Source organism: Gemmatimonadota bacterium (assembly GCA_026387915.1).
Lineage (GTDB): Bacteria > Gemmatimonadota > Gemmatimonadetes > Gemmatimonadales > Gemmatimonadaceae > Fen-1231.
Window position 1 is genome coordinate 164,000 of sequence record JAPLKS010000022.1, and the last position, 19,457, is coordinate 183,456.

Genomic DNA, 19,457 nt, shown 5'->3' on the forward strand with positions numbered 1-19,457 from the left:
TATGACAGAACTTGCCCTCGATATCCGAGGCGTCACCAAGCGCTACGACCAGCATACCGCGGTCAACGCGCTCTCGCTCGCCGTTCCCAAGGGAGCCGTCTACGGCCTCCTCGGTCCCAACGGCGCCGGTAAGACGACGACCATCCGGATGATCCTCAATATCATCGCCCCAGACGAAGGGACGATCTCGATTTTCGGTCAGCCGAGCAACTCCACCGGCATCATGGACCGCGTGGGGTACCTCCCCGAAGAACGCGGCCTCTACAAGAAGATGCAGGTTCGGCGCGTGTTGCGCTTTCTCGCCGAACTCAAAGGGGTGAGCGCCAAGGTCGCCGACCAGCGGATTGACCAATGGATGGAGCGGATGTCGCTCAAAACTCCAGAAAAAGACTGGGGACTGGCCAAGCTCGAGGAACTCTCGCGCGGCATGCAGCAGAAGGTCCAGTTCATCGGCACCCTGCTCCACGATCCTGAACTCGTGATTCTCGACGAGCCGTTCAGCGGGCTCGACCCGATCAACGCGCAGGCCCTCAAAGATACCGTCGTGGACCTCAAGAAATCCGGACACACCGTGATTTTCTCCACGCACCTGATGGACAATGCCGAACGCCTGTGCGACTCGGTCTGCATCATTGCCCGCGGCGAGAAAGTGCTCGACGGCACCGTCGCAGCCGTCAAAGCCGAACACGGCGGGAACAACGTGGCGTTGTCCGTCGCCGGCGGAAGCGAACTGATCTCCAAGATCTTCGCCGACCACCAGCTCGTGGAGCGCGTAGACGATTCCAATCGGTTCTTTGAAATCTCGCTCCAAAAGGACGCTGATCCGCAGTCGCTGCTCCGTCGCCTCGTCGAAGCGGGCGCGGTGGTGCAACGTTTTGAACTCGTGCAGCCCTCGCTGCACCAGATCTTCCTAGAAAAAGTCGGCGCCACCGGCGTCGAAGCGGGGATGAGCGGACATGGCTAAGCTCTGGGTGGTCATCAAACGTGAATACCTGGAGCGCGTGCGCTCCAAGTGGTTCATCATCAGTACGGTGTTTGGCCCGCTGTTCTTTGTGGCCATCACCATCGTCCCCGGCTATCTGACGATGAAGGGGATGAAGGACTCACAGGTCTCCGACCTCCGCATCCTCGACGCCACTGGCGCCGACCTCGGCTCGCGCGTGGCCGACCGGCTCAAGAAGATGCGCGATGATCGACTCTCGAAGATGCTGGGTGGCGATGACGCGATTGTGCCGCCCACCGTGGTACAGCGTGTGGCCCCAACGCAACTCGCCGACGCGGAGAGTACGGCCACGCGACTGGTGATGCAGAAGGAGACGCAGGGCTACCTGGTCCTCGATTCGCTCACGCTCACCAAACAGAAGGCGCGCTACGCGGGACGCAACGCGAGCTCGCTCGCGGAAATGGAGATGGTGCAGGGCGCGGTCCGTGAAGCGTTGCTCGCCAACAAACTGCAAGCCGAAGGGGTGCCGCCCTCCCGCATTGACTCGATCACTCGGGTACGCGTGGATCTCGCGACGGAGAAGATCGACGAACGGGGTCGCGGGGGCAGCGGATTGGTGAGCGCGATCTTTGGCTTTATCATCGCGTTCTTGCTGTACATGATGATCATGCTCTACGGCCAGAACGTGCTGCGTGGCGTGCTCGAAGAAAAAATGACGCGCGTGGCCGAAGTGGTGATGTCGAGCGTGAAGCCGGACATTCTCCTCGCCGGCAAAGTGATTGGCGTGGGCGCGGTGGGGCTCACCCAGCAGCTCGTCTGGTTTGCCAGCGCCGCGTTGATGGCGGCCTATGGTACGCAGATGATGAACGCGATGGGCAAACCGGGCATGCCGCCGATCTCGCTGCCGCCCATCTCGCCATTGCTGGTCATTTGCCTCGTGCTGTTCTTCCTGTTCGGCTATGTGTTCTATTCGTCGTTGTTCGCGGCGGTAGGCGCCATGGTGGGGAGTCAGGAAGAAGCGCAGCAGGCGGCACAGCCGGTGATCATGTTGCTCGTGTCGAGCATCATCCTCGTGCAGCCGATCATGCTCAATCCCAACGGCAAGCTCGCGGTGGTGATGAGCATCCTGCCGTTCACCTCACCGGTGATTATGCCGCTGCGCATGAGCGCCGTGCAGGTGCCGACGGCAGAGTTGGCGGCGTCGCTCATCTTGGTGGCGCTCGCCTGCTGGGCGGCCATCTGGGTCTCGGCGCGCATTTACCGCGTGGGGCTCCTCATGACGGGCAAGCGTCCGAGCCTGAAGGAGCTGGTGAAGTGGATCCGGTACGCGTGAGTTGCTGATGCAACATCAGAAGGGGCGTCATTCGTGAGAGTGGCGCCCCTTCTGCGCACCCTGTTGCTCGCCATCTCGCTCAGTGCGGCGGGCGCTCGCCTCGCGGCACAAACCGTGCGCGGTGTGGTCGTGTTGCGTGACAGTACTACGCCGCTCATCGGCGCCATTGTCGCGGCGCTCGCCTCCAATGGCAGTACTGCGGCGCGCGCACTGTCTGGCGAGCGGGGAGAGTTCACACTCAAACTGCCAGCACCCGGCCGCTACACATTGCGCGTGTTGCGCATCGGCTACCGGCCGTCACCGGGGCCCGTGCTCGAGATGGCGGGCAGTGCAACGGAATCCGTGCGGCTCGTCTTCAGCGGCGACGCCATCACGCTCACGGCGGTCACCGTGCGCGGGCGCAACGAGTGCCGCGTACGTCCGGACACCGGCCTGCTCGTCGCACAACTCTGGGAAGAAGCGCGCAAGGCGATGCTCGCTTCACAACTCAGCACCAGCGGCGCACCGCTCCACGCGGACTGGGTGGAGTACGACCGTACCCTCGACCCCACCGGCAAAATTGTGCGCGATCAACGCGTGCGGACCGCGAGTCACCCCACCACGCATGCTTTCAAGAGCCTCGCTCCTGAGCTACTCGCTGCAAACGGCTACGTGCTCAATGACTCCACCGGTGTGGAGTTTCACGCGCCGGATGCAAACGTGCTGCTCTCCGATTCGTTTGCAGCCACACACTGCCTGCGACTCGCGCCCGAGGGTGATCGCGCGCTCATTGGCGTGGCATTTCAGCCGGCCACCGAGCGCAAAGGGTTTCACGACATCGAAGGCACGCTATGGATTGACCGCGCCAGCGCCGAACTGCGCCGCCTCGAGTTCCACTACACCTCACTTCCTTCCGCCGCCGACAACACCGACGCGGGCGGGCGTCTCGATTTCCTCCGACTCGGCGGCGGCGACTGGGTGATCAGCGCCTGGACCGTGCGCATGCCCAAGCTCGTGCCGCGCGACAAGTACGCGGAGGGCGGCACACGCAAAGTCATTCGCGCCGCGTCCAATGACGTGGTGAAAGCCATCCAGATTACCGGCGGCGAAGTGAACCGCGTGATGCGCGGTGATTCCACGCTTCATTTTGTGGACGGCTCGCGTTTGGATTTTCGCGTCGTCTCGCACGACTCTGTCGTGCCCGCCGCTGGCACCATCATCACGCTCGACGGCACCGATTACACGACGGAAACAGACGAGTCGGGCTACGCGCTGCTCTGGCCGCTGCTCGCGGGTCGCTACACGGCCCGCATTCGCGCGCCCATTCTCGACTCGCTCGGTGTGCCGCCGATTGCGCGGGAACTCGACGCACGCCTCACCACGCGCACGGATTCTATTACGCTACCGAGTGCGCAAGAAGCGTTGCTGCGCGCCTGCCCAAAGGATTCCGTGATGTACGGCGAGGGGATGGTACGCGGCTTTGTGCGCGACGAACATGCGCGGCCATTGGCACACGCCGCCGTCACCGTGACGTGGCAGCGCTATTTTCGCATCACCGGCGATCAACTCGGGTGGAATGAGCAAACCATTGGCGCGCTGACCGACGACCGCGGGATGTGGCGCACCTGTGGTGTGCCGCGCGACACGCTGCTGGTGGTGCGCGTGCTCGCCGATTCTGGATCCGACCGGCGCACAACGAAGCTTGGGCTGCCACAAGCATTTGGCAGCGTGGACTTGGTGGCGCGCGTAACGCACACACTCATCGCCGAGCGCGAACACCGGCCGACGGCGCTGGTTGAGTTGTTCGTGACGAGCCTCGACGGTGTACCGCTCGCCAATGTCGCACTCGAGGTCACGGCGCCAGGCGGCACCACGCGAAAACTGATTACCGGGCCGAGTGGCCGCGCGCTCGTGCCAGATGTGGCGCCGGGGTTGCTCAAGGTCGAAGCCAAGCGCATCGGATTCAAGCCAGGGAAACTCGCGCTCACGGTGGAGCCCGGGCGGAACACGGCGCCGATCGTGCTCAGCGAAACCACCGCGCCGCAACTCGACACTGTGCGCGTCATGGGCGGCCGGAAAGTGGCGGGGCGGCTCGATGAGTTTGAAACGCGGAAACTCAACCACGACGCATCCGCGTCGATTGGCCGCGCCGAAATCGAGAAGCGCAACGCACCTCAGGCGTGGCATTTGCTGATGAACGTGCCGTCAATGAAGATCATTCAGACGGGGCCGGTCGTCACGGCGGAATCGAATCGGGCCATGATCATGGGCCAGCCCTGCTACATGAACGTGCTCGTCGATGGCATTCCGATGGCACAAACGGCCGACATCTACGGCAAGCTGCAGCCGATCAACTTGAACGACCTGCCGCCGATGTCGGACATTCACGGCATCGAAGTGTTTGCCGGCAGTGCGCGGATACCGCTCCGATACGCGGGCGAGGGCGGCGGGAAGTGGTGTGGGTTGATTCTTGTTTGGACGCGCTGACCCGCTCCACTACAACACCGCCGCGACTCCGGCGGTGCGTTACCGAACGATGGCGCGTCCCCGCACTTCGATGTCGCCCACCCACGCCACTGACGGATATTGTGCCTCGATCCAGCGCCGGAGTTCCGGCGGCATGGGAATGGGCGCAATATCTGGCCGTGTCAGCACGACGACGCTGATGTTTTTCTCGCGGAGCACCTGCTGTACGGCCTCGGTGGTCAGCGTTGCGGGATCGGCAAACGCCTCATACAGCGTGCGTGTGGGGTTCCGCATCCCCGTGAGAAAATAGATCTCCGGCGCGTCGTGCCACACATAGAGCCAATCAGAGGTCGCGCGTTTGTGCACTTCCTCGTACAGCCTAGCGAATCGCGTGGAATCTTCTCGGCTCACCACAATGCCACCCCGTGGACGGTCGAGGAGCACTAGTTCATCGGCCGCACGCGGCACCTGCTTGATGGCCGAATCCGCGGGCGCACGCAACTGAAACACGATCGCCACTGCCACGAGCATGACGGGCACTTCTCGCGGCATCCGCGGAAGCGCGCTCCACAGGGCCGCCGCACCGAGAATCAGAAGCGGCACGAAGTACAAGAAATACGTGTAGAGCGAGAACGGAATCTGCACCAAGCTACAGGTTGCGACGGTGCTCACCAAAAAGAAGACGGCCGCCCGTCGCGCTGAAGGAATGGCTTCGCCGAGCGGCGGTCGCAAGAACCACCACAGCGTCAGCAACGACACGCACGGTGTCAGGATGCGGAATGCATACCAAGTAGTGAAAGCGGTCCCCGATCCGTCGAACGCAAATACCGCGAACACTACGACGAGCGCCGCGGCCGCCCACCGGTCCGCTTTCGAGAGCGGACGCCGCACATACGGTGCCAACGCCAGCAGCACTACTACGGGCAACACCGACAGCGCCGCGCTCTTGAGTCCGGGCAACGCATATGTCACCAACTGAAAGCGCGCCTGCGGTGCGACGAACAGTCCACGCAGCAACCGCGGCACCGCACCAGATGCCACGTACGGCGCGACCCATGCACCCACGGTAACGGCGACACCGGCAAGGAATGGCAACACCCACGCGAACAACGCTCGCACACGCGTGGTATCCCTGCTTCCGTCCGCACGCCATTCACGCACCAGCAACAGTGTGACCATGGCCGCCGACGGGACCACAAACTGCAGGAGGGCGTTGGCGTCGCGATGGTACGCCGTGAGCTTGAAGACGCCGACGAGAAAGCCCATCAACCCGACCGTAATGAGCCAGCCGTACCATCGGGTGAGCCTCGGTGTTCGCGTCGCATCCTGCGGCACTTGTTCCTGTGCTTGAAATACGCAGAAGAGGAACACCGCCGCTACGAAATACAGTCCGACAATTTTGACGGCAATCGACGCGCCTGCGGCTAACCCTGCGGCAAACATCCAGCCGCGCGCCCTTCCCTCGAGCGCGCGCAACACGGCCGCACTTCCAATGAGCGCCAGCACGAGGTTGTACCACGACGGCAGGGGATGCACGGAAAGCGGCAGCGTCCACAGGGACGCACACCAGACCGCCGCCGCCGCTCCCCACGGCGAGAGGAACCGGCGCGCGGCGTCAAACATGGCGGCGAGACCAATCAGCCACACCACGAGCATCAGCTGACGCAAGACGGTCAGTTTCACGCCCAACAGACGAAACGCGCCGGCGTTCAGCCAGTCGAGTCCACCCGACCACAGCGCGTCAAAATCGCGATGCGGGAGTTCGCCACGCATCACCCGCTCGGCACTCTGGCCTAGAACCCCCTCGTCGCCGGGCGTCCACGACAAATACAACTCCGCGTGGCCGTGCCACCACGCCAACAGCAGAACACCCACGAGCAGCAGGTGCGCGTTGGGGGCCCGCAACCAGCGCATCACGCGCCGCAGTATTTATCGAAGGCCACCACCAGATCCGCCGCGATGTCTTCCGTCGGGCGCCCTTCAATCTGATACCGCTCGATCATCGTCACGAGCTTGCCGTCCTTGAACATCGCGATCTGCGGCGAACTCGGCGCATAGCCCGTGAAGTACGTGCGCGCCTGCTTGGTGGCGTCCACATCCTGACCAGCGAACACCGTGTACATGTGGTCGGGCTTCACCGTGTGCTGCAACGCCAACGCTACCGCCGGACGCATCATACGCGCGGCGCATCCGCACACGGAGTTGACCACCACCAGCGCCGTTCCCTTCTGTTCCTTCATCACCGCTTCCACGTCGGCGGCTGAGCGCAGCTCGTCGATACCGTGGCGCGTGAGTTCCTGACGCATCGGGGTCACCATCCGCTCATCGTACATCATGACGTGCATGTGCTACTCCTTGTCTCGCGAGAGTGTCAAAATCGCCGCCTGCGGCACCACGAGATAGCGTTCGTTCTCGAACGTGATCTCCACCGAAGCTTTGCGGAAGAACAGCGCGTAGTCGCCCACGCGCGCCTGCATCGGAACGTGCTTCGTGTCGCGCGACCCCGTAATGCGCCACGGCTCGTCGAGATGCTCCTCAACAGCCGGCAACGCCATCCCCGGTCCGGTCGCGATGATCGTCCCTCCCTGCACCGCCTGACTATCCACCGCCGTGGCGGGGAGGTACAACCCCACCTTCGAGCGCTCCTCGCCATCCTCAATCTGAATAAGGACGCGGTCGCCAACGACGATTAAGTGTTTTTTGCCTTTCTTCATCTGCTGTTTCACGTCGCTCAGAGAGTCCTCAACACAACCCTTCACCGCACCAAGAACAATTTATCCTGCCGACGCAACGCCCATTTTGGCACGCCGTCCGCCCCTACAATCATATCCTCTTCCTGCGCCATCCTCACCGGCTGGCCTCCCCACTCGGGCACCGGCGTCGTGGCCTGCAGCTCAATCGAGAACCACATCGACGGAATCACCTTGGCGTCCCCGCGCCCGGGCACACCGTCCTGATAGTCCCACAGTCCGATGAGCGGCCCGGCCCCGTGGCCGTTCATCCCGATGGGATGCGAATACATCGTGCCGTCGATCCCCTTCGATTTCATCCTCTCAAGCATCGACCTGAGGATTTCGTTCCCAGTGCGCCCAGGCGTAATCTCTTCCATGGCAATGTCCTGCATGGCGTTGGCATTCGCCAGCGCCTTCTTCAGCCCGGCCGGTGCGTCTGTTTCGCCAGGCAGTAACACATAGGCGTTGTGCTGCGTGTCGGTGTTCAGCCGCGCCACGGTGATCCCTACATCACAGTGCAGCACGTCGCCGCGCTGGATGACCGGATCCTCACCCATCTCCTCCGATGTCTTGCCCTTCCGCTGCACTTCAATGCTCGGCTGGAACCAGGTCCCCAGCCCCTGATCATTCACGCGCTGGCGCCACCACCACACGAGGTCGCTTGTTTTGGTCTTGCCCGGCACAATCACCCGGGCCGAGAACATCTCCTGCGTCATCTCCCACACTTTTGTGGTCATCTTCCGGAAAAACAGTTCCTCCTCCGGCAGGCGCGACGCAATCAGTTCGAGTGGCAATCCTTCGGCGTCCTTGAGCTTGGCGTTCCATTTGTCGCCAAGCGCTTCGCTCATCCCCTGCAGTTCACCGCTCGAGAGGCCGTCGCTGAATGCAAAGGTCTTGGACCGGTCAATGCCGATGACTTTTGGATTCTTTTCGTCGATGAGCTGTTTGAGCGCCCGCCATTGCTCGTCGCCCCACAGTTCCGCCTGACGGCCACCCACCGCGGCCACCACCGGCTTGGTCGAGCGACGCGCCGTGAATACCCCGCCCTGCGACGTGCCGCCGAGGGCGATGCGTTCCACGCAGTCGGGCTTCGGCGCCTGATTGGCGGCGGCGCACTTATCAAAGAACACATAGATCGTGCGGCGGCGTGCGGCCATTGTCTCGGGTGCCGTAATCGACGCGAACACGGGATCCTCGTTGTACTCGCGCATCGGCACGACCCACAGATCAATGCCATGCTTGCGCATCAACGCCGGCAGCGTGCCGTCGAGTCGCTTCTGCAGCCACTCTTGCTGGACTTTCGCCTGCTCCTTGAGCGTGCCGAACGGTCGCTCGGCAGCGGGAAGCGTACGAGCCGTGGGCGCAGGGGCCACCGAGCGCGCCTTCGGTGCATCCTGCGCGGGAAGTGCGGCGGCCGCCAAACAAGTCGTGGCCACAAGCAGGTACTGACGGGTCGGCAACATCACGGCAATCCTCGCGTGAGGGAAACGTCTGAGCACAAACACGAGCAGGGGCCGGCTGACGCACACATAGCTCGCACAGCCTTCGTCATCCGGTGGTGTCTGGGGGCACGTCGGCAGGCGCCTCGAACGCCGCCGATGCCCGATGCACGGCGGCAACGGTGCTCGCGCGATGCTCGCCCGCGAGTAACAACCGCCGCACGATGGTCACGACCACCGCGAGCACCACCGTAAACAGGACAATCCCGAGCAATCGCCAGAACAAAATGCGCGTCGCTGTGGGCAGCCAATCCGACCACTCCGCCATTTCCGATCCGAGTGGCTCAAGGCCAAAGGCGGTGAGGGCGAGGCTCGTCACGATTTCTGATCCCGCCTCAAGCACGGCAAAAAGGGGCGCGTGCACCGCCCAACGCTTGACCGTGAAATTGCCGAGGTGAAGCGTGAGCATCAAAAACAGAAAAGTCATGCCGGCAAGGAAGGTGCCGCCCACCCAGAGCCAGCTGTCTGGCGTCCCGTGCGTGAGCACAAAGGACCGCCAGCTACGGAGCAGAATACCGGTGATGAGCGCCATCTGCGGCAGCGACACGGACAGCCGTCGCAACGCCGGCGGCTCCTCGAGCGACCATTTGACGCTTTGCCGCGGAAAGAATGGACGGCTCGTCACTTCGCGATGTGCTCCGCCACCCACGAGAGGCTTTGTGCCAGGTGATCGCGCCAGTAGGGCCAACTGTGTGCCCCGGGCCATTCGTGATACTCCAATGGCACGCCGCGCGCCGCGAGTGCATCACGGAACGCCCGCGACTGTTCGACGAGCGCATCATCCGTCCCACAATCGGCGAACAACGCTGGCAGTGGCGTGCCCGCCGCGCGCAACCGATCGAGCATATGGACCGGATCGCGCGCAAACCACGCGGTGCTGTCCGCGCCAAAGATGAGTCGCGCGCGTTCGCCACGCGGGCCGCGGCGGAGCTCGTCGATGGTCGCGCGCACCGAGTCGGTGTGCGGCAACACTTTCACAAACGCGTCTGGCGCGCGTTCGAGCGGCCAGAGCACGCCCGAGTGCGATGCGGCGGCACGAAACAACGTGGGGTATTGCAGGGCAAGCGCCACCGCGCCGTAGCCACCCATTGAGAGACCACCTAAGGCGCGATGCGCACGGTCCGCGCGAGTCCGATACCTGCCGTCCACGTGGCGCACGACGTCAAACGCGATGTAGTCGTCGTAATGCGGCCACGCCACGCAGTCGTGGTCGGGATTCATCCCCTCGGGGAGCATCTTCTTGCACGTCGCGAGGTCGATGAGCGTGTTGTACGTCGTGTAGTACGAGTCATCGGCGTCGGGCATAGCGATGATCATCTCTGGCATGCCCGCGGCCACCAGCGAGTCCATGACGGTGGCGAGCGCGACTTTCTCCACCCAGTTCCGCTCATTCCCGCCGGCCCCGTGCAGGTAGTACGCCACGGGGTATCGCCGCGTTTTGTTCTTTCCGTACGACGGCGGCAGGTACACCACGAGCGCTTTGCGAGCGCCGAGCGCTTGTGCCCAAAGCGTGTCGGTGCGCACGGTGCCGGCGGCGGTTCCACGAGCGGCGGAGCGGCGCGCGGATGAGCGAGGCGTCGCCGTGCGCGGCGGAGCGACGCTCGGAGCGACGCTCGGAGCGACGCTCGGACGCGACTGCGCACTCGCGCGGTGTGGCGCGATCGTCAGCAGCAGCGCCACCACGAACAGGCGGCGCGCCACACGACCTGACGCCAACACACTCACTATTTCACCACCGCAATGCATTCGATTTCCACCCGTGCATTCAAGGCGAGGCCGCTCGTGCCAAACGCGCTCCGCGCCGGAAACTTGCCGTCCTTGAAGAACGTGCGATACACCTCGTTCATCGCGTCCCACTCTTTCATGTCCGCCATGAACACGGTGCACTTGGCCACATGCTCCATGTCACTGCCGGATTTTTCGAGGACGTCCTTGATGTTCAGCATTACCTGCTTGGTCTCTGCGGCAATCCCGCCCGGCACGATCGCGCTGCCCTTGGCATCGGCGGCGGTGCCCACCTGCCCCGCGAGATACAGTGTGTTCCCTACACGCGTCGCCGGCGAGAACGGGCGCGTCGTTGGGCCGTACGGTTGCAGAAACTGCACACTGTTCTGCGCGGCGGCCGCCAGCGGCAATGCCATCACGAGCACCAGCCCACGGGTCCATTGCATCAGTCGCAGATTTTTCATTCGGCACTCCGAAAAAGGTGTTCGCTCCCGCACGCCACGCCTGCCGTACGGAATGTTACTTGGGTTCGAGCCGGAGCAGATGCACCGTGGCCGCTTCGACTTTCGCTCGAGAGTAGTTGAGCGGGAAATACTCGCCGCGTCCCCACAGCGCGAGCAGGTCACCGTAATGCGGGCTTCCCGGCTGTCCGCTCTGGCCGGGGGTACTCGTCGCCCACGAGTTATCCCAGTTGGCCAGATCGATAATCTCGCGAAAACTCGCGCCGGCAGACTGCGCCCATCCGCTACCACCGGTCGCGTTCACCGTCTGTCCATCACCGCCACGACGCACGCTGGGCAGATCAAAGCTCGGCACAAACGGGTGCGGGAACTTGGCCTGATGCAGATCGCCCCATTTCCAGGCGCTCTGATCGGCCCCGAGTTGCTGCGTGAGCGTGGCCACCGCCGCATCGAGCGCGGCAATCACTAACGTGTCGCGCGCCGAACTGCTTTGCGTACCGAGCCGCCCGTCGCCGCCGCGCACCAGATCGGTGAGCGTCTCCGCGTCAAATATCCGCCCCACGCCAATGGCGAGCTCGCTCGGCAACAACACGTTGAGGAGCCGACGCCGCACTTCCATCGTCCACGCCTCGAAAATCGCCGGCGCGGCCTGATCGGCCCGCATCACAAAATCCCACGTGCGGAGCGTCGCCACATCTGCGCGATCACCGAATCCCTTTTTGTCGGCAATCCCGAGCAACACCGGTACCAGTTCCGCCGCAGGCGTCGAATACTCGTCGTGCTGCAGACGCTTGAAGTCCTCGGCGGTGAATTTCTTGCCGCTGTCGAGCATCGCCCGCACGCGATTGGCGCGGTAGGGGGCGGCCCACTCGTAGTTAAGCGGCTTGGTGTAGCCAGGCGGCAAAATGTTGTTATTCGCAGTGACAATGATCCCGCTGTCGGGATCGAACTTCTGGGGTAGTTCCTTGACGTCGAGAAAGCCCTGCCATTCGTAGCGCCCATCGCCCGGCACGGGGAGGAGCCCGCTCCAACTACGAATCGGCATCAACCCGCTCGCAATCCAGCCGATATGACCGGCTGTGTCCGCGTAAATGAGATTCTCCGTCGGCAACCGCCACCGGCGTGCGGCGTCCACGAACGCGGGCCAGTTCTGCGCGCGGTTCAGCGAGAGCGAGGCCATATAGCCAGCCGTCCCAGGCTCCGTTCCCACAAACTTCAGCGCGAACGCACGCTTGCGCGCCGTGTCCTCAGCCACAATCGGCCCGTGCTCGGTGAACTCCAGCGTCACCGCGCGCGGTGCGGCGCCTTTCACGCGAATCGTGTCGGCAATCGCGCGCACCGGCACCCAGCCGCCGTGATTGAAGTAGCAGCGCGCGCCCGCTGGCGCACTGCTCGCCGCCGCGGTCTGCGCGCACGGACGCACCGACTCCACATACACATCCTGCTGGTCCATCCCCACAATCGTAAAGCCGAACGCGATCGCCTCGTTATGCCCCGCGGCCACTCCCGGCACACCCGGCTCGCCGGCGCCAATCACATTCCAGCCAGGCCCCACGAGGTGCGTGAGATACCGCAACGACGGATTCTGGATGGTGCGATGCGGATCGTTGGCGAGGAGCGGCTTGCCGCTCGCCGTCTTTTTGCCGCTTACGACCCAGTTATTGGAACCGACGATTTTCGGGTAGGTAATGCCGCCCTGCGCGTCGGCAAAATCCGAGAAGATCGCTGGATCGATTCCCGTATAGTCGAGCCCGCGCACTGGATCGTGCTTGCGCGCCGGCTCGGCCGGGAAGAGCTGATCCACCCGTTCGGCACCCAGCGCGGCCACGAGCCGCGCACGCATGAGCTCGGTGAGGGCGTTGCTGGTCATGGAGAGCGCGGCCATCCGCTGCAACGGCACGTCCCGCGTCCACGGCTCCGGCTTGATGCCGAGTAAGTCGAACTCAATCGGCGGGCGCTCGCGCACCTCGGCGATGCGCGCATTCACCCCCAGCGTGAAGGCGTCCAGGATGGCCCGTGCGTCGCTCGCATAGCTGTTGTACTCGGCGTTCCAGTCGCCGCGATAGGTGAGGAGGCGGGCAATGCGATCACGGCCCACCGCGTCAGCGCCGAGCACCTCGGCCAGCCGGCCTTCACCCATCCGCCGCCACATTTCCATCTGGAACAGACGGTCTTGGGCCACGACGTAGCCCTGCGCAAAGAACAAGTCGTGTTGCGTCTTGGCGTAGATGTGCGGCACGCCAAAACCGTCACGGCGCACTTCCACCGCACTGTCGAGCCCGGTGAGGGTCACGGTGCCGTCGAGGCGCGCCAGTCGCGACGCAGCGCGCTCAGCCAAGGCCTGAGCGGCCGCCCCTGACTGCGCCTGCGCGCTCGCGCCAAGAAAGGCCACCACTACTGCCAGCATGCGAAAGGCGCGCACGTTCATACTCCCGTCGGTTGGTGCGTCAGTGGGCTCGAAAGCCCGAGCGCACTACTTGATCCAGTGGCCAAGGCGCGACCAGCGGATGTCAGTCAAGAATGACATCGCCCGATCACTTTCGTTGCCCGGCACGTACGAGTAGTACACGAACAACGGCCGGCCACGCAGGTTGCGCCGCGGCACAAAACCCCAGTAGCGACTGTCTTTGGAGTCGTAGCGATTGTCGCCCATCATCCAGTAATAACCGGCGGGCACGATGAACGGCCCCCAATGGTCGAGTTCCGGTTGCGTGGGGGCGGCGCCAAAGCGCGACGCGGTGAGACCAATTTTTTTCTGCCAGTCGAACAGCGCCGAGACGTAGTGCGGGTCGCCCTTGGTCTGCTCGGGCGACGCGTACCCCTGCCGCTGTGCGATGCCGTTGACGTACACCACACCCTCGCGCCCATAGAGCGTGTCGCCCGGCATCCCGATGAGACGCTTCACCAGCGTCGGCGTGGGATCCTCACCCCGCTCAGCTTCGTCGCCCTGATAGGGCGACTCGAATACCACCACGTCGCCGCGGCTCGGTTCGGCGTAGCCCGGCAGGTTGATCGAGGTAAATGGCACGTGCGGTCCAAACACGGCCTTGTTCACAAAGAGCCAGTCGGCAATGAGGAGCGACGGAATCATGCTCCCCGACGGAATGCGGTACGCCTCAATGAAGAAGGTCCGCAACACCAGGAAAATCGCGACGGTGCCGGCGAGCGACTTGAACGATTCCCAGAATCGGCGGAGGCTGAACCCAGCACCGCCGCCGCGCGCGGCAGCAACGCTGTTCTTGGGCTTGGCGGGTTTGTTAGCGGCCACGTGTGCGAATGGAAAAAGGACGACGACAGGAGAGTGTCTTGGGAATCTGAGGAGCGCGCGCCCTGCGGCAAGTGTGTACGAGGGAGACAGCCGAGGGGGGCTCACGTGGAATCGACGCGGGGGGCGCTCCCCGAATGGAAAGCGCCCCCCGTCGAACCGGCCGGAGCCGTACTACTTGACGTGCTTGCCGATTCCCTTGGCGAGATCGAACATCGTGATCTGCGCCTTGTTGCCGAACACGGCCTTCATCTTGTCGTCCAGGTTGATGTTACGACGGTTCTTCTTGTCCTGGAGGCCGTTCTTCTTGATGTACACCCACAGCTGCTTGACGATCTCAGTGCGCGGGATCGGCTTGGCACCGACCACGGCGCCGAGCGCAGCGCTCAGGGTCAGCGGCTTCATGAACGCGGCGTTCGGCTTGCGCTTCGCAGCCTTCTTCACCGGCTTCTTCGCGACCTTCTTGACCGTCTTCTTCGCAGCCTTTTTCTTGGCAGCCATCGAAAATCTCCTCGAGAGGATGGGGTGAACGAACATGTTGTGCATTTCGCGCACACATGCCCGACACGTCGAAAGTAAACAGACTCCCCCAATGCGCAATAGGGAGTTTCCCTCGAAGAATCGGCGGCCGCCATTGGGAAACGCCTGACACGCGCCGGCGACGCGCCGAATTCTCCCTCGAAAACCGTCGGCCGCGCGTCAGCTTTTCATTCGGCGATTGGCCGCCGCGCGCCGCCGCGTGCCGCCGCCGCAACCGATTTCCCCTATGAAAACGGCTTAGCCCGCGACAAACGCGGCAAGCAATTCCATCATCCGCACATCGGCCGGATCGGCCGTGGCGTCGTCGTCCGCCGTCTCGTCGCGGTCGTTCGGCGTTTCGAGAATCAGCGGAATTCCCTCGGCGCGCGAATCCGCCAACAGCCAGCGAAATGGCTCCGCCCCAATGGCGCCGGCGCCAATCAGGGCGTGCCGATCCTTGTTGCTCCCAAACGGATGTTGCGAATCGTTCAGGTGAAAAAACGCCGGGCGCTCCCCGATCCGCTGCTCAAACGCGTCGAGCGTCGCGCGCTGCGCCTCGGCGCTCGAGGTGAGATCGTGTCCGCTCGCAAACAGGTGACAGGTATCGAGACCGTACCCCGTGCGGTGGCGGAGCGCGGCCGGCACGCGCGCGAGCATCCGAGCAATCTCCTCGGCGCTCCGACCCATCGTGCGCCCAGCGCCGGCCGTGTTCTCAATGAGCACGCGCGTCCCGCCTGCCGTCTCCGGCACGGCCGCCAGCGCGTGCGCGATGGCGTCGCCCACGCGGTCGCACGCCTCGCCGGGGTCGCCGTCCCCCGAGGAACCGGGGTGAAAACAACAGCCCATCACACCGAGCGCCGTTGAGCGCTCGAGTTCCTTGGCGAGCCCGTTCGCCGCGCGCGCCGCCTTTTCCGGCTCGTTCGATGCCGTGTTGAGCACATAGGCCGAGTGCACCATCACGTGGCGTGGCTCAATGCCTGCTTCCGCGAGCGCCGCCGCGAAGGCCGCCGCCTTGGGTGGCTTGATCGTGACCTTGTCGCCGTAGTAGGTAGGCGGGGCGGTAAAGAGCTGCAGCGCGCGCATGTTGGCGGCGGCGGCGCGGCGGACCGCCATCACAAATCCGCCGGCGTCGCTCGTGTGTGCGCCGATGTATCGAGTGCTCATGCGATGGCCAAGGGAAAAGAGGGCCAACGTTCAGCAGGCGAGAACGCCGGTCGCCCGGCGCCCGCAACCCTACTTGGAGTTGGGATTGATGTCGATCATCCGCGACTGCCCGAGGTATTCGACACTGCGCGGATTGTCGAGCTCGCGCAGTTTCTTGACCACGTCGCCAATGCGCTTGGCCTGCTGGACGATGGTACCGAGCATCTCGTCCATCTCGTGTGGCTCCACCATCTTGGCCTCAATCAGAGAGGCGTGCGAGAGCAGCGCGGCAAGGGGGTTGTTGATTTCGTGCTGGAGCGCCAGCGATGTCTCGCCAATCCCCGCGAGGTAGCGCGCCTTGCGCAGCTCCTGCTCGGCGGCGCGACTCGCCCGCGACACCTCAATCCGCCGCTCGGCAATGCGTAGCCGCGCTTTGAGGTTGTCCGGCGTCACCGGCTTGGACATATAGTCATCGGCACCCGCGTCGAGGACGCTGGTGAGATCTTCGCTGCGGTCGCGCGCCGTCACTACCAGAATGAAGGTGTCATCCGACCACATCGACTCCCGAATGTGACGGCAGACCTGCAGTCCGTCCATTTTGGGCATTTCCCAGTCGAGAATGATCAGCGGCGCCGGCGCCACCGCGTAGAACTCCCACGCTTCCACGCCGTCGGCAGCGGCCATGACCACATGATGCCCGCACTGCTCCACCACCCGCGAGAGCAGCAGGCGCATGGTCGGATCGTCGTCAGCAATGATTACGTTCACGGGTCAGAAATAAAGGTTGGCGTGAGGCATCAGTTAGACCGGTGTCACCGTCAGCGGAGCGTTCCGGTTCTTACGACTGTTACGCCGGCTCCACCTCCGCGCGGCGTCTCAAACCACGACACCGCTACGCGGCGTCCGTGTAAAGCCACCAACGGCATCGACGCCACCACAGTTCCGGATGACACCGCCGTGCGCTGCTCAAAAATGTGACCCGTCGTCTGTGATGTGGCGAGCCATACCTGTGGCTCCGACGCATTAGGATCAGTGTACGCAACAACCACGGTGTCACCATACGAGGCGACCGACGCCGATGAGCGGCGTTCGCCGTACACAATCGGGACCGGCTCGTGAAACAACTTGCCGCGGTCCATCGAGTGCGTGTAAAAGATCCCCGGCCCTTCGCGCGCCTGCAGAAAGTACACGACGGCCACATACCCGTTGATCGCGTCGATCGTAATGGAGGGTGGATCGCGCCGGCACCCCGCGTGCGACCGGTCGAGCGAGTCCGCCACCACGGGCCGTTCCCACGAGAGGCCGCCCGTCACCGAACGCGACACCACGAGCCGCGCCGAACTGTCGGGCTGTGGAGCCCACCACGCCGCATATGCCGTGTCGCTCGGGGAGAGGGCGGTGACCATCGTGCCGCGGCATGCCGCGCCCACCTCACCCTCGCTAGGCACCATAGGAGGCACCCAGCCAGCGACCATCGCCGGCCCACTGCCAATGAGGACCAGCCGCGACTGCGGCGCGGCCACGGCACGCACTCGCGACTCCGCGGCGTCCCACTGCACAGCCTCCGGCACGCACCCCATAACTGCGAGGGAGCAGCCGAGCAGGGCCGACGCAAGCGCTTGAGACCGGTTCATACCTCTGAGAATAGCGCCCCGCCCCCCGCAGATACAGCACGAATGACAGGCCACGGCGTATATCTTTATGACAGCGGAAGTCCGCCGTATCCCTGCCCGCCCACTTCGAGCGAACCATGACGTCCTATCCCACCAGCAACGTCCGCCGTCTCCCGCCCATTTCGAACGAGCCCATCAAGAGCTACGCTCCGGGTTCTCCAGAACGTGCCGAACTCAAGGCGCGCCTCGCCGCCATGGAGCAGGAATGCCCCGACATCCCGCTCGTAATCGGCGGCCGCGAAATCCGCACGGGCGACGTCGTCAAGGCTACTTCCCCGCATAAGCACCGCCACGTGACCGCCACGTGGCACCGTGCTCGCCCGGAAGACGTCCACGCCGCCATCAAGGCCGCGCACGACGCCCGTCGCGAGTGGGCCTCCTGGCGCTGGGAAGACCGCGCCGGTGTGCTCCTGAAGGCCGCTGACATCCTCGCCGGCCCCAAGCGCGCCACGCTCAACGCCGCAACGATGCTCGGCCAGTCCAAGACCGCGTTCCAGACGGAAATCGATGCCGCCTGCGAGACGATCGACTTCTGGCGCTTCAACGTCCGCTTTGCCGCGCAGATCCTCGCCGAACAACCGGCGTCGAGCCCGGGGGTCTGGAACCAGACCGACTACCGCGGCCTCGAAGGGTTCGTGTACGCCATCTCGCCCTTCAACTTCACGGCGATCGGCGCCAATCTCCCCACAGCACCAGCGCTGATGGGATGCACCACCATCTGGAAGCCGGCCGGCACCGCGATTCTTTCCGCGTGGCACACGCTGCAGATCCTGCACGAAGCCGGCCTCCCGCCGGGCGTCATCAACTTCGTGCCGGGCAATGCCGCGACGATCACCGACATTCTCCTCGCCGATCGCAACTTTGGCGGCGTGCACTTCACGGGCAGCACGGCGGTGTTTAACTCGATGTGGAAGACCATCGGCCAGAACATCGACACGTATAAGTCGTATCCGCGCATCGTTGGAGAGACCGGCGGAAAGGACTTCATTGTGGCGCACCCGTCGGCCGACGCGGCCGCGATCGCCGTGGCGATCGTGCGCGGTGGCTTTGAATACCAGGGGCAGAAGTGCTCCGCCGCGAGCCGCGCCTACATCCCGAAGTCGCTCTGGAACGAAGTGCGCGACCGCACGCTCGCGATGATCGCCGACATCCGCATGGGCGACCCGAGCGACTTCCGCAACTTCATGGGCGCGGTGATCGACAAAAAGGCGTTCGAGCGCATTGGCGGCTACCTCGCCGACGCCAAACAGAATGCCAAGGTGTTGGCAGGTGGCAATACGAATGGCGCCGACGGCTGGTTCGTGGAGCCCACGCTCATTCAGACCGAGAACCCGGCCTATCGTTTGCTCTGCGAGGAAATCTTTGGCCCGGTCGTCACCGTGTATGTGTACGACGACGCCAAATGGATTGAGACGCTGCAGACGGTGGATCAGACCTCGCCGTACGCACTCACCGGCGCCGTCTTTGCGCGCGACAAAAACGCCGTGGCCGATGCGCATCGCGAACTGCATCACGCCGCCGGCAACTTCTACATCAATGACAAACCGACCGGTGCAGTGGTGGGCCAACAGCCGTTCGGTGGTGCCCGCGCGTCCGGCACCAACGACAAGGCCGGGTCCAAGCTCAACCTCACGCGCTGGACGAGCGCGCGCACGGTGAAGGAAACCTTCGCACCGCCGACCGAGTATCGCTATCCGTTTATGTCGGCCGAGTAAGGTC

17 protein-coding genes are annotated in these 19,457 nt (G+C 64.0%); 4 read left to right on the top strand and 13 right to left on the bottom strand.

What is annotated here, in order from left to right; translation table 11 throughout:
• Position 1 precedes the first annotated feature (1 nt).
• The 3 genes from NTZ43_14645 to NTZ43_14655 are packed head-to-tail and all read left to right on the top strand — an operon-like array spanning position 2 to position 4,742.
• Entirely contained in the window at positions 2-964 is a 963-nt protein-coding gene (locus tag NTZ43_14645) for an ATP-binding cassette domain-containing protein (GenBank protein ID MCX5768455.1), read from the top strand.
• Positions 957-2,276 carry an ABC transporter permease gene (locus NTZ43_14650; GenBank protein ID MCX5768456.1) on the top strand — a complete coding sequence of 440 codons (1,320 nt, stop codon included), beginning with the start codon at positions 957-959 and terminating at the stop codon, positions 2,274-2,276. Before NTZ43_14645 ends, NTZ43_14650 begins: the two co-directional genes overlap by 8 nt.
• 39 nt (positions 2,277-2,315) lie before the next feature.
• Complete coding sequence (locus NTZ43_14655; protein MCX5768457.1) at positions 2,316-4,742, top strand: carboxypeptidase regulatory-like domain-containing protein; 2,427 nt, start codon at positions 2,316-2,318, stop codon at positions 4,740-4,742.
• Between the two features lie 39 nt (positions 4,743-4,781).
• Here the strand turns inward: NTZ43_14655 and NTZ43_14660 are convergent, their stop codons facing one another.
• From NTZ43_14660 to NTZ43_14720, 13 genes are all read right to left on the bottom strand, one after another.
• On the bottom strand, positions 4,782-6,635 hold the full coding sequence (locus tag NTZ43_14660; GenBank protein ID MCX5768458.1) for a hypothetical protein: 1,854 nt from the start codon (positions 6,633-6,635) through the stop codon (positions 4,782-4,784).
• Positions 6,635-7,066 (bottom strand): BrxA/BrxB family bacilliredoxin, encoded by a 432-nt coding sequence (locus NTZ43_14665; protein ID MCX5768459.1) that lies wholly within the window; start codon positions 7,064-7,066, stop codon positions 6,635-6,637. The genes NTZ43_14660 and NTZ43_14665 overlap by 1 nt, the downstream gene beginning before the upstream one ends.
• Before the next feature lie 3 nt (positions 7,067-7,069).
• Complete coding sequence (locus NTZ43_14670; GenBank protein MCX5768460.1) at positions 7,070-7,447, bottom strand: co-chaperone GroES family protein; 378 nt, start codon at positions 7,445-7,447, stop codon at positions 7,070-7,072.
• Between the two features lie 29 nt (positions 7,448-7,476).
• Positions 7,477-8,916: a M24 family metallopeptidase gene (locus NTZ43_14675; GenBank protein ID MCX5768461.1), complete on the bottom strand. Its 1,440-nt coding sequence runs from the start codon at positions 8,914-8,916 to the stop codon at positions 7,477-7,479.
• Between the two features lie 85 nt (positions 8,917-9,001).
• Positions 9,002-9,577 carry a hypothetical protein gene (locus NTZ43_14680; GenBank protein ID MCX5768462.1) on the bottom strand — a complete coding sequence of 192 codons (576 nt, stop codon included), beginning with the start codon at positions 9,575-9,577 and terminating at the stop codon, positions 9,002-9,004.
• Positions 9,574-10,677, bottom strand: coding sequence for an alpha/beta hydrolase family protein (locus NTZ43_14685; protein MCX5768463.1), 1,104 nt, complete (start codon positions 10,675-10,677; stop codon positions 9,574-9,576). Before NTZ43_14685 ends, NTZ43_14680 begins: the two co-directional genes overlap by 4 nt.
• Positions 10,677-11,141: a RidA family protein gene (locus NTZ43_14690; GenBank protein MCX5768464.1), complete on the bottom strand. Its 465-nt coding sequence runs from the start codon at positions 11,139-11,141 to the stop codon at positions 10,677-10,679. The genes NTZ43_14685 and NTZ43_14690 overlap by 1 nt, the downstream gene beginning before the upstream one ends.
• Before the next feature lie 55 nt (positions 11,142-11,196).
• The gene (locus NTZ43_14695) at positions 11,197-13,560 is read right to left on the bottom strand and encodes a penicillin acylase family protein (protein MCX5768465.1); all 2,364 of its coding nucleotides are present in this window, start codon (positions 13,558-13,560) and stop codon (positions 11,197-11,199) included.
• Between the two features lie 51 nt (positions 13,561-13,611).
• The gene (gene lepB / locus NTZ43_14700) at positions 13,612-14,406 is read right to left on the bottom strand and encodes a signal peptidase I (protein ID MCX5768466.1); all 795 of its coding nucleotides are present in this window, start codon (positions 14,404-14,406) and stop codon (positions 13,612-13,614) included.
• 171 nt (positions 14,407-14,577) lie between these two features.
• Complete coding sequence (locus NTZ43_14705) at positions 14,578-14,949, bottom strand: SWIB/MDM2 domain-containing protein (protein ID MCX5768467.1); 372 nt, start codon at positions 14,947-14,949, stop codon at positions 14,578-14,580.
• Positions 14,950-15,180: 231 nt separating this feature from the next.
• The gene (locus NTZ43_14710; GenBank protein MCX5768468.1) at positions 15,181-16,086 is read right to left on the bottom strand and encodes a deoxyribonuclease IV; all 906 of its coding nucleotides are present in this window, start codon (positions 16,084-16,086) and stop codon (positions 15,181-15,183) included.
• Positions 16,087-16,155: 69 nt separating this feature from the next.
• Positions 16,156-16,833, bottom strand: a complete 678-nt coding sequence (locus NTZ43_14715) for a response regulator (protein MCX5768469.1) — start codon at positions 16,831-16,833, stop codon at positions 16,156-16,158.
• 50 nt (positions 16,834-16,883) lie between these two features.
• A complete protein-coding gene (locus NTZ43_14720) occupies positions 16,884-17,699 on the bottom strand; it encodes a hypothetical protein (GenBank protein MCX5768470.1) in 816 nt (271 codons plus the stop codon).
• Positions 17,700-17,815: 116 nt separating this feature from the next.
• Between NTZ43_14720 and pruA the strand changes: the two genes are divergently transcribed.
• Complete coding sequence (gene pruA / locus NTZ43_14725; protein MCX5768471.1) at positions 17,816-19,453, top strand: L-glutamate gamma-semialdehyde dehydrogenase; 1,638 nt, start codon at positions 17,816-17,818, stop codon at positions 19,451-19,453.
• Positions 19,454-19,457 lie beyond the last annotated feature (4 nt).

Bases quoted from the DNA above. Each gene is read 5' to 3' on its own strand.
- NTZ43_14690 (MCX5768464.1), bottom strand. From the start codon at position 11,141: ATGAAAAATCTGCGACTGATGCAATGGACCCGTGGGCTGGTGCTCGTG.
- NTZ43_14675 (MCX5768461.1), bottom strand. From the start codon at position 8,916: ATGTTGCCGACCCGTCAGTACCTGCTTGTGGCCACGACTTGTTTGGCG.
- NTZ43_14645 (MCX5768455.1), top strand. From the start codon at position 2: ATGACAGAACTTGCCCTCGATATCCGAGGCGTCACCAAGCGCTACGAC.
- NTZ43_14710 (MCX5768468.1), bottom strand. From the start codon at position 16,086: ATGAGCACTCGATACATCGGCGCACACACGAGCGACGCCGGCGGATTT.
- NTZ43_14705 (MCX5768467.1), bottom strand. From the start codon at position 14,949: ATGCACAACATGTTCGTTCACCCCATCCTCTCGAGGAGATTTTCGATG.
- NTZ43_14650 (MCX5768456.1), top strand. From the start codon at position 957: ATGGCTAAGCTCTGGGTGGTCATCAAACGTGAATACCTGGAGCGCGTG.
- NTZ43_14720 (MCX5768470.1), bottom strand. From the start codon at position 17,699: ATGAACCGGTCTCAAGCGCTTGCGTCGGCCCTGCTCGGCTGCTCCCTC.
- pruA (MCX5768471.1), top strand. From the start codon at position 17,816: ATGACGTCCTATCCCACCAGCAACGTCCGCCGTCTCCCGCCCATTTCG.
- NTZ43_14665 (MCX5768459.1), bottom strand. From the start codon at position 7,066: ATGCACGTCATGATGTACGATGAGCGGATGGTGACCCCGATGCGTCAG.
- NTZ43_14660 (MCX5768458.1), bottom strand. From the start codon at position 6,635: ATGCGCTGGTTGCGGGCCCCCAACGCGCACCTGCTGCTCGTGGGTGTT.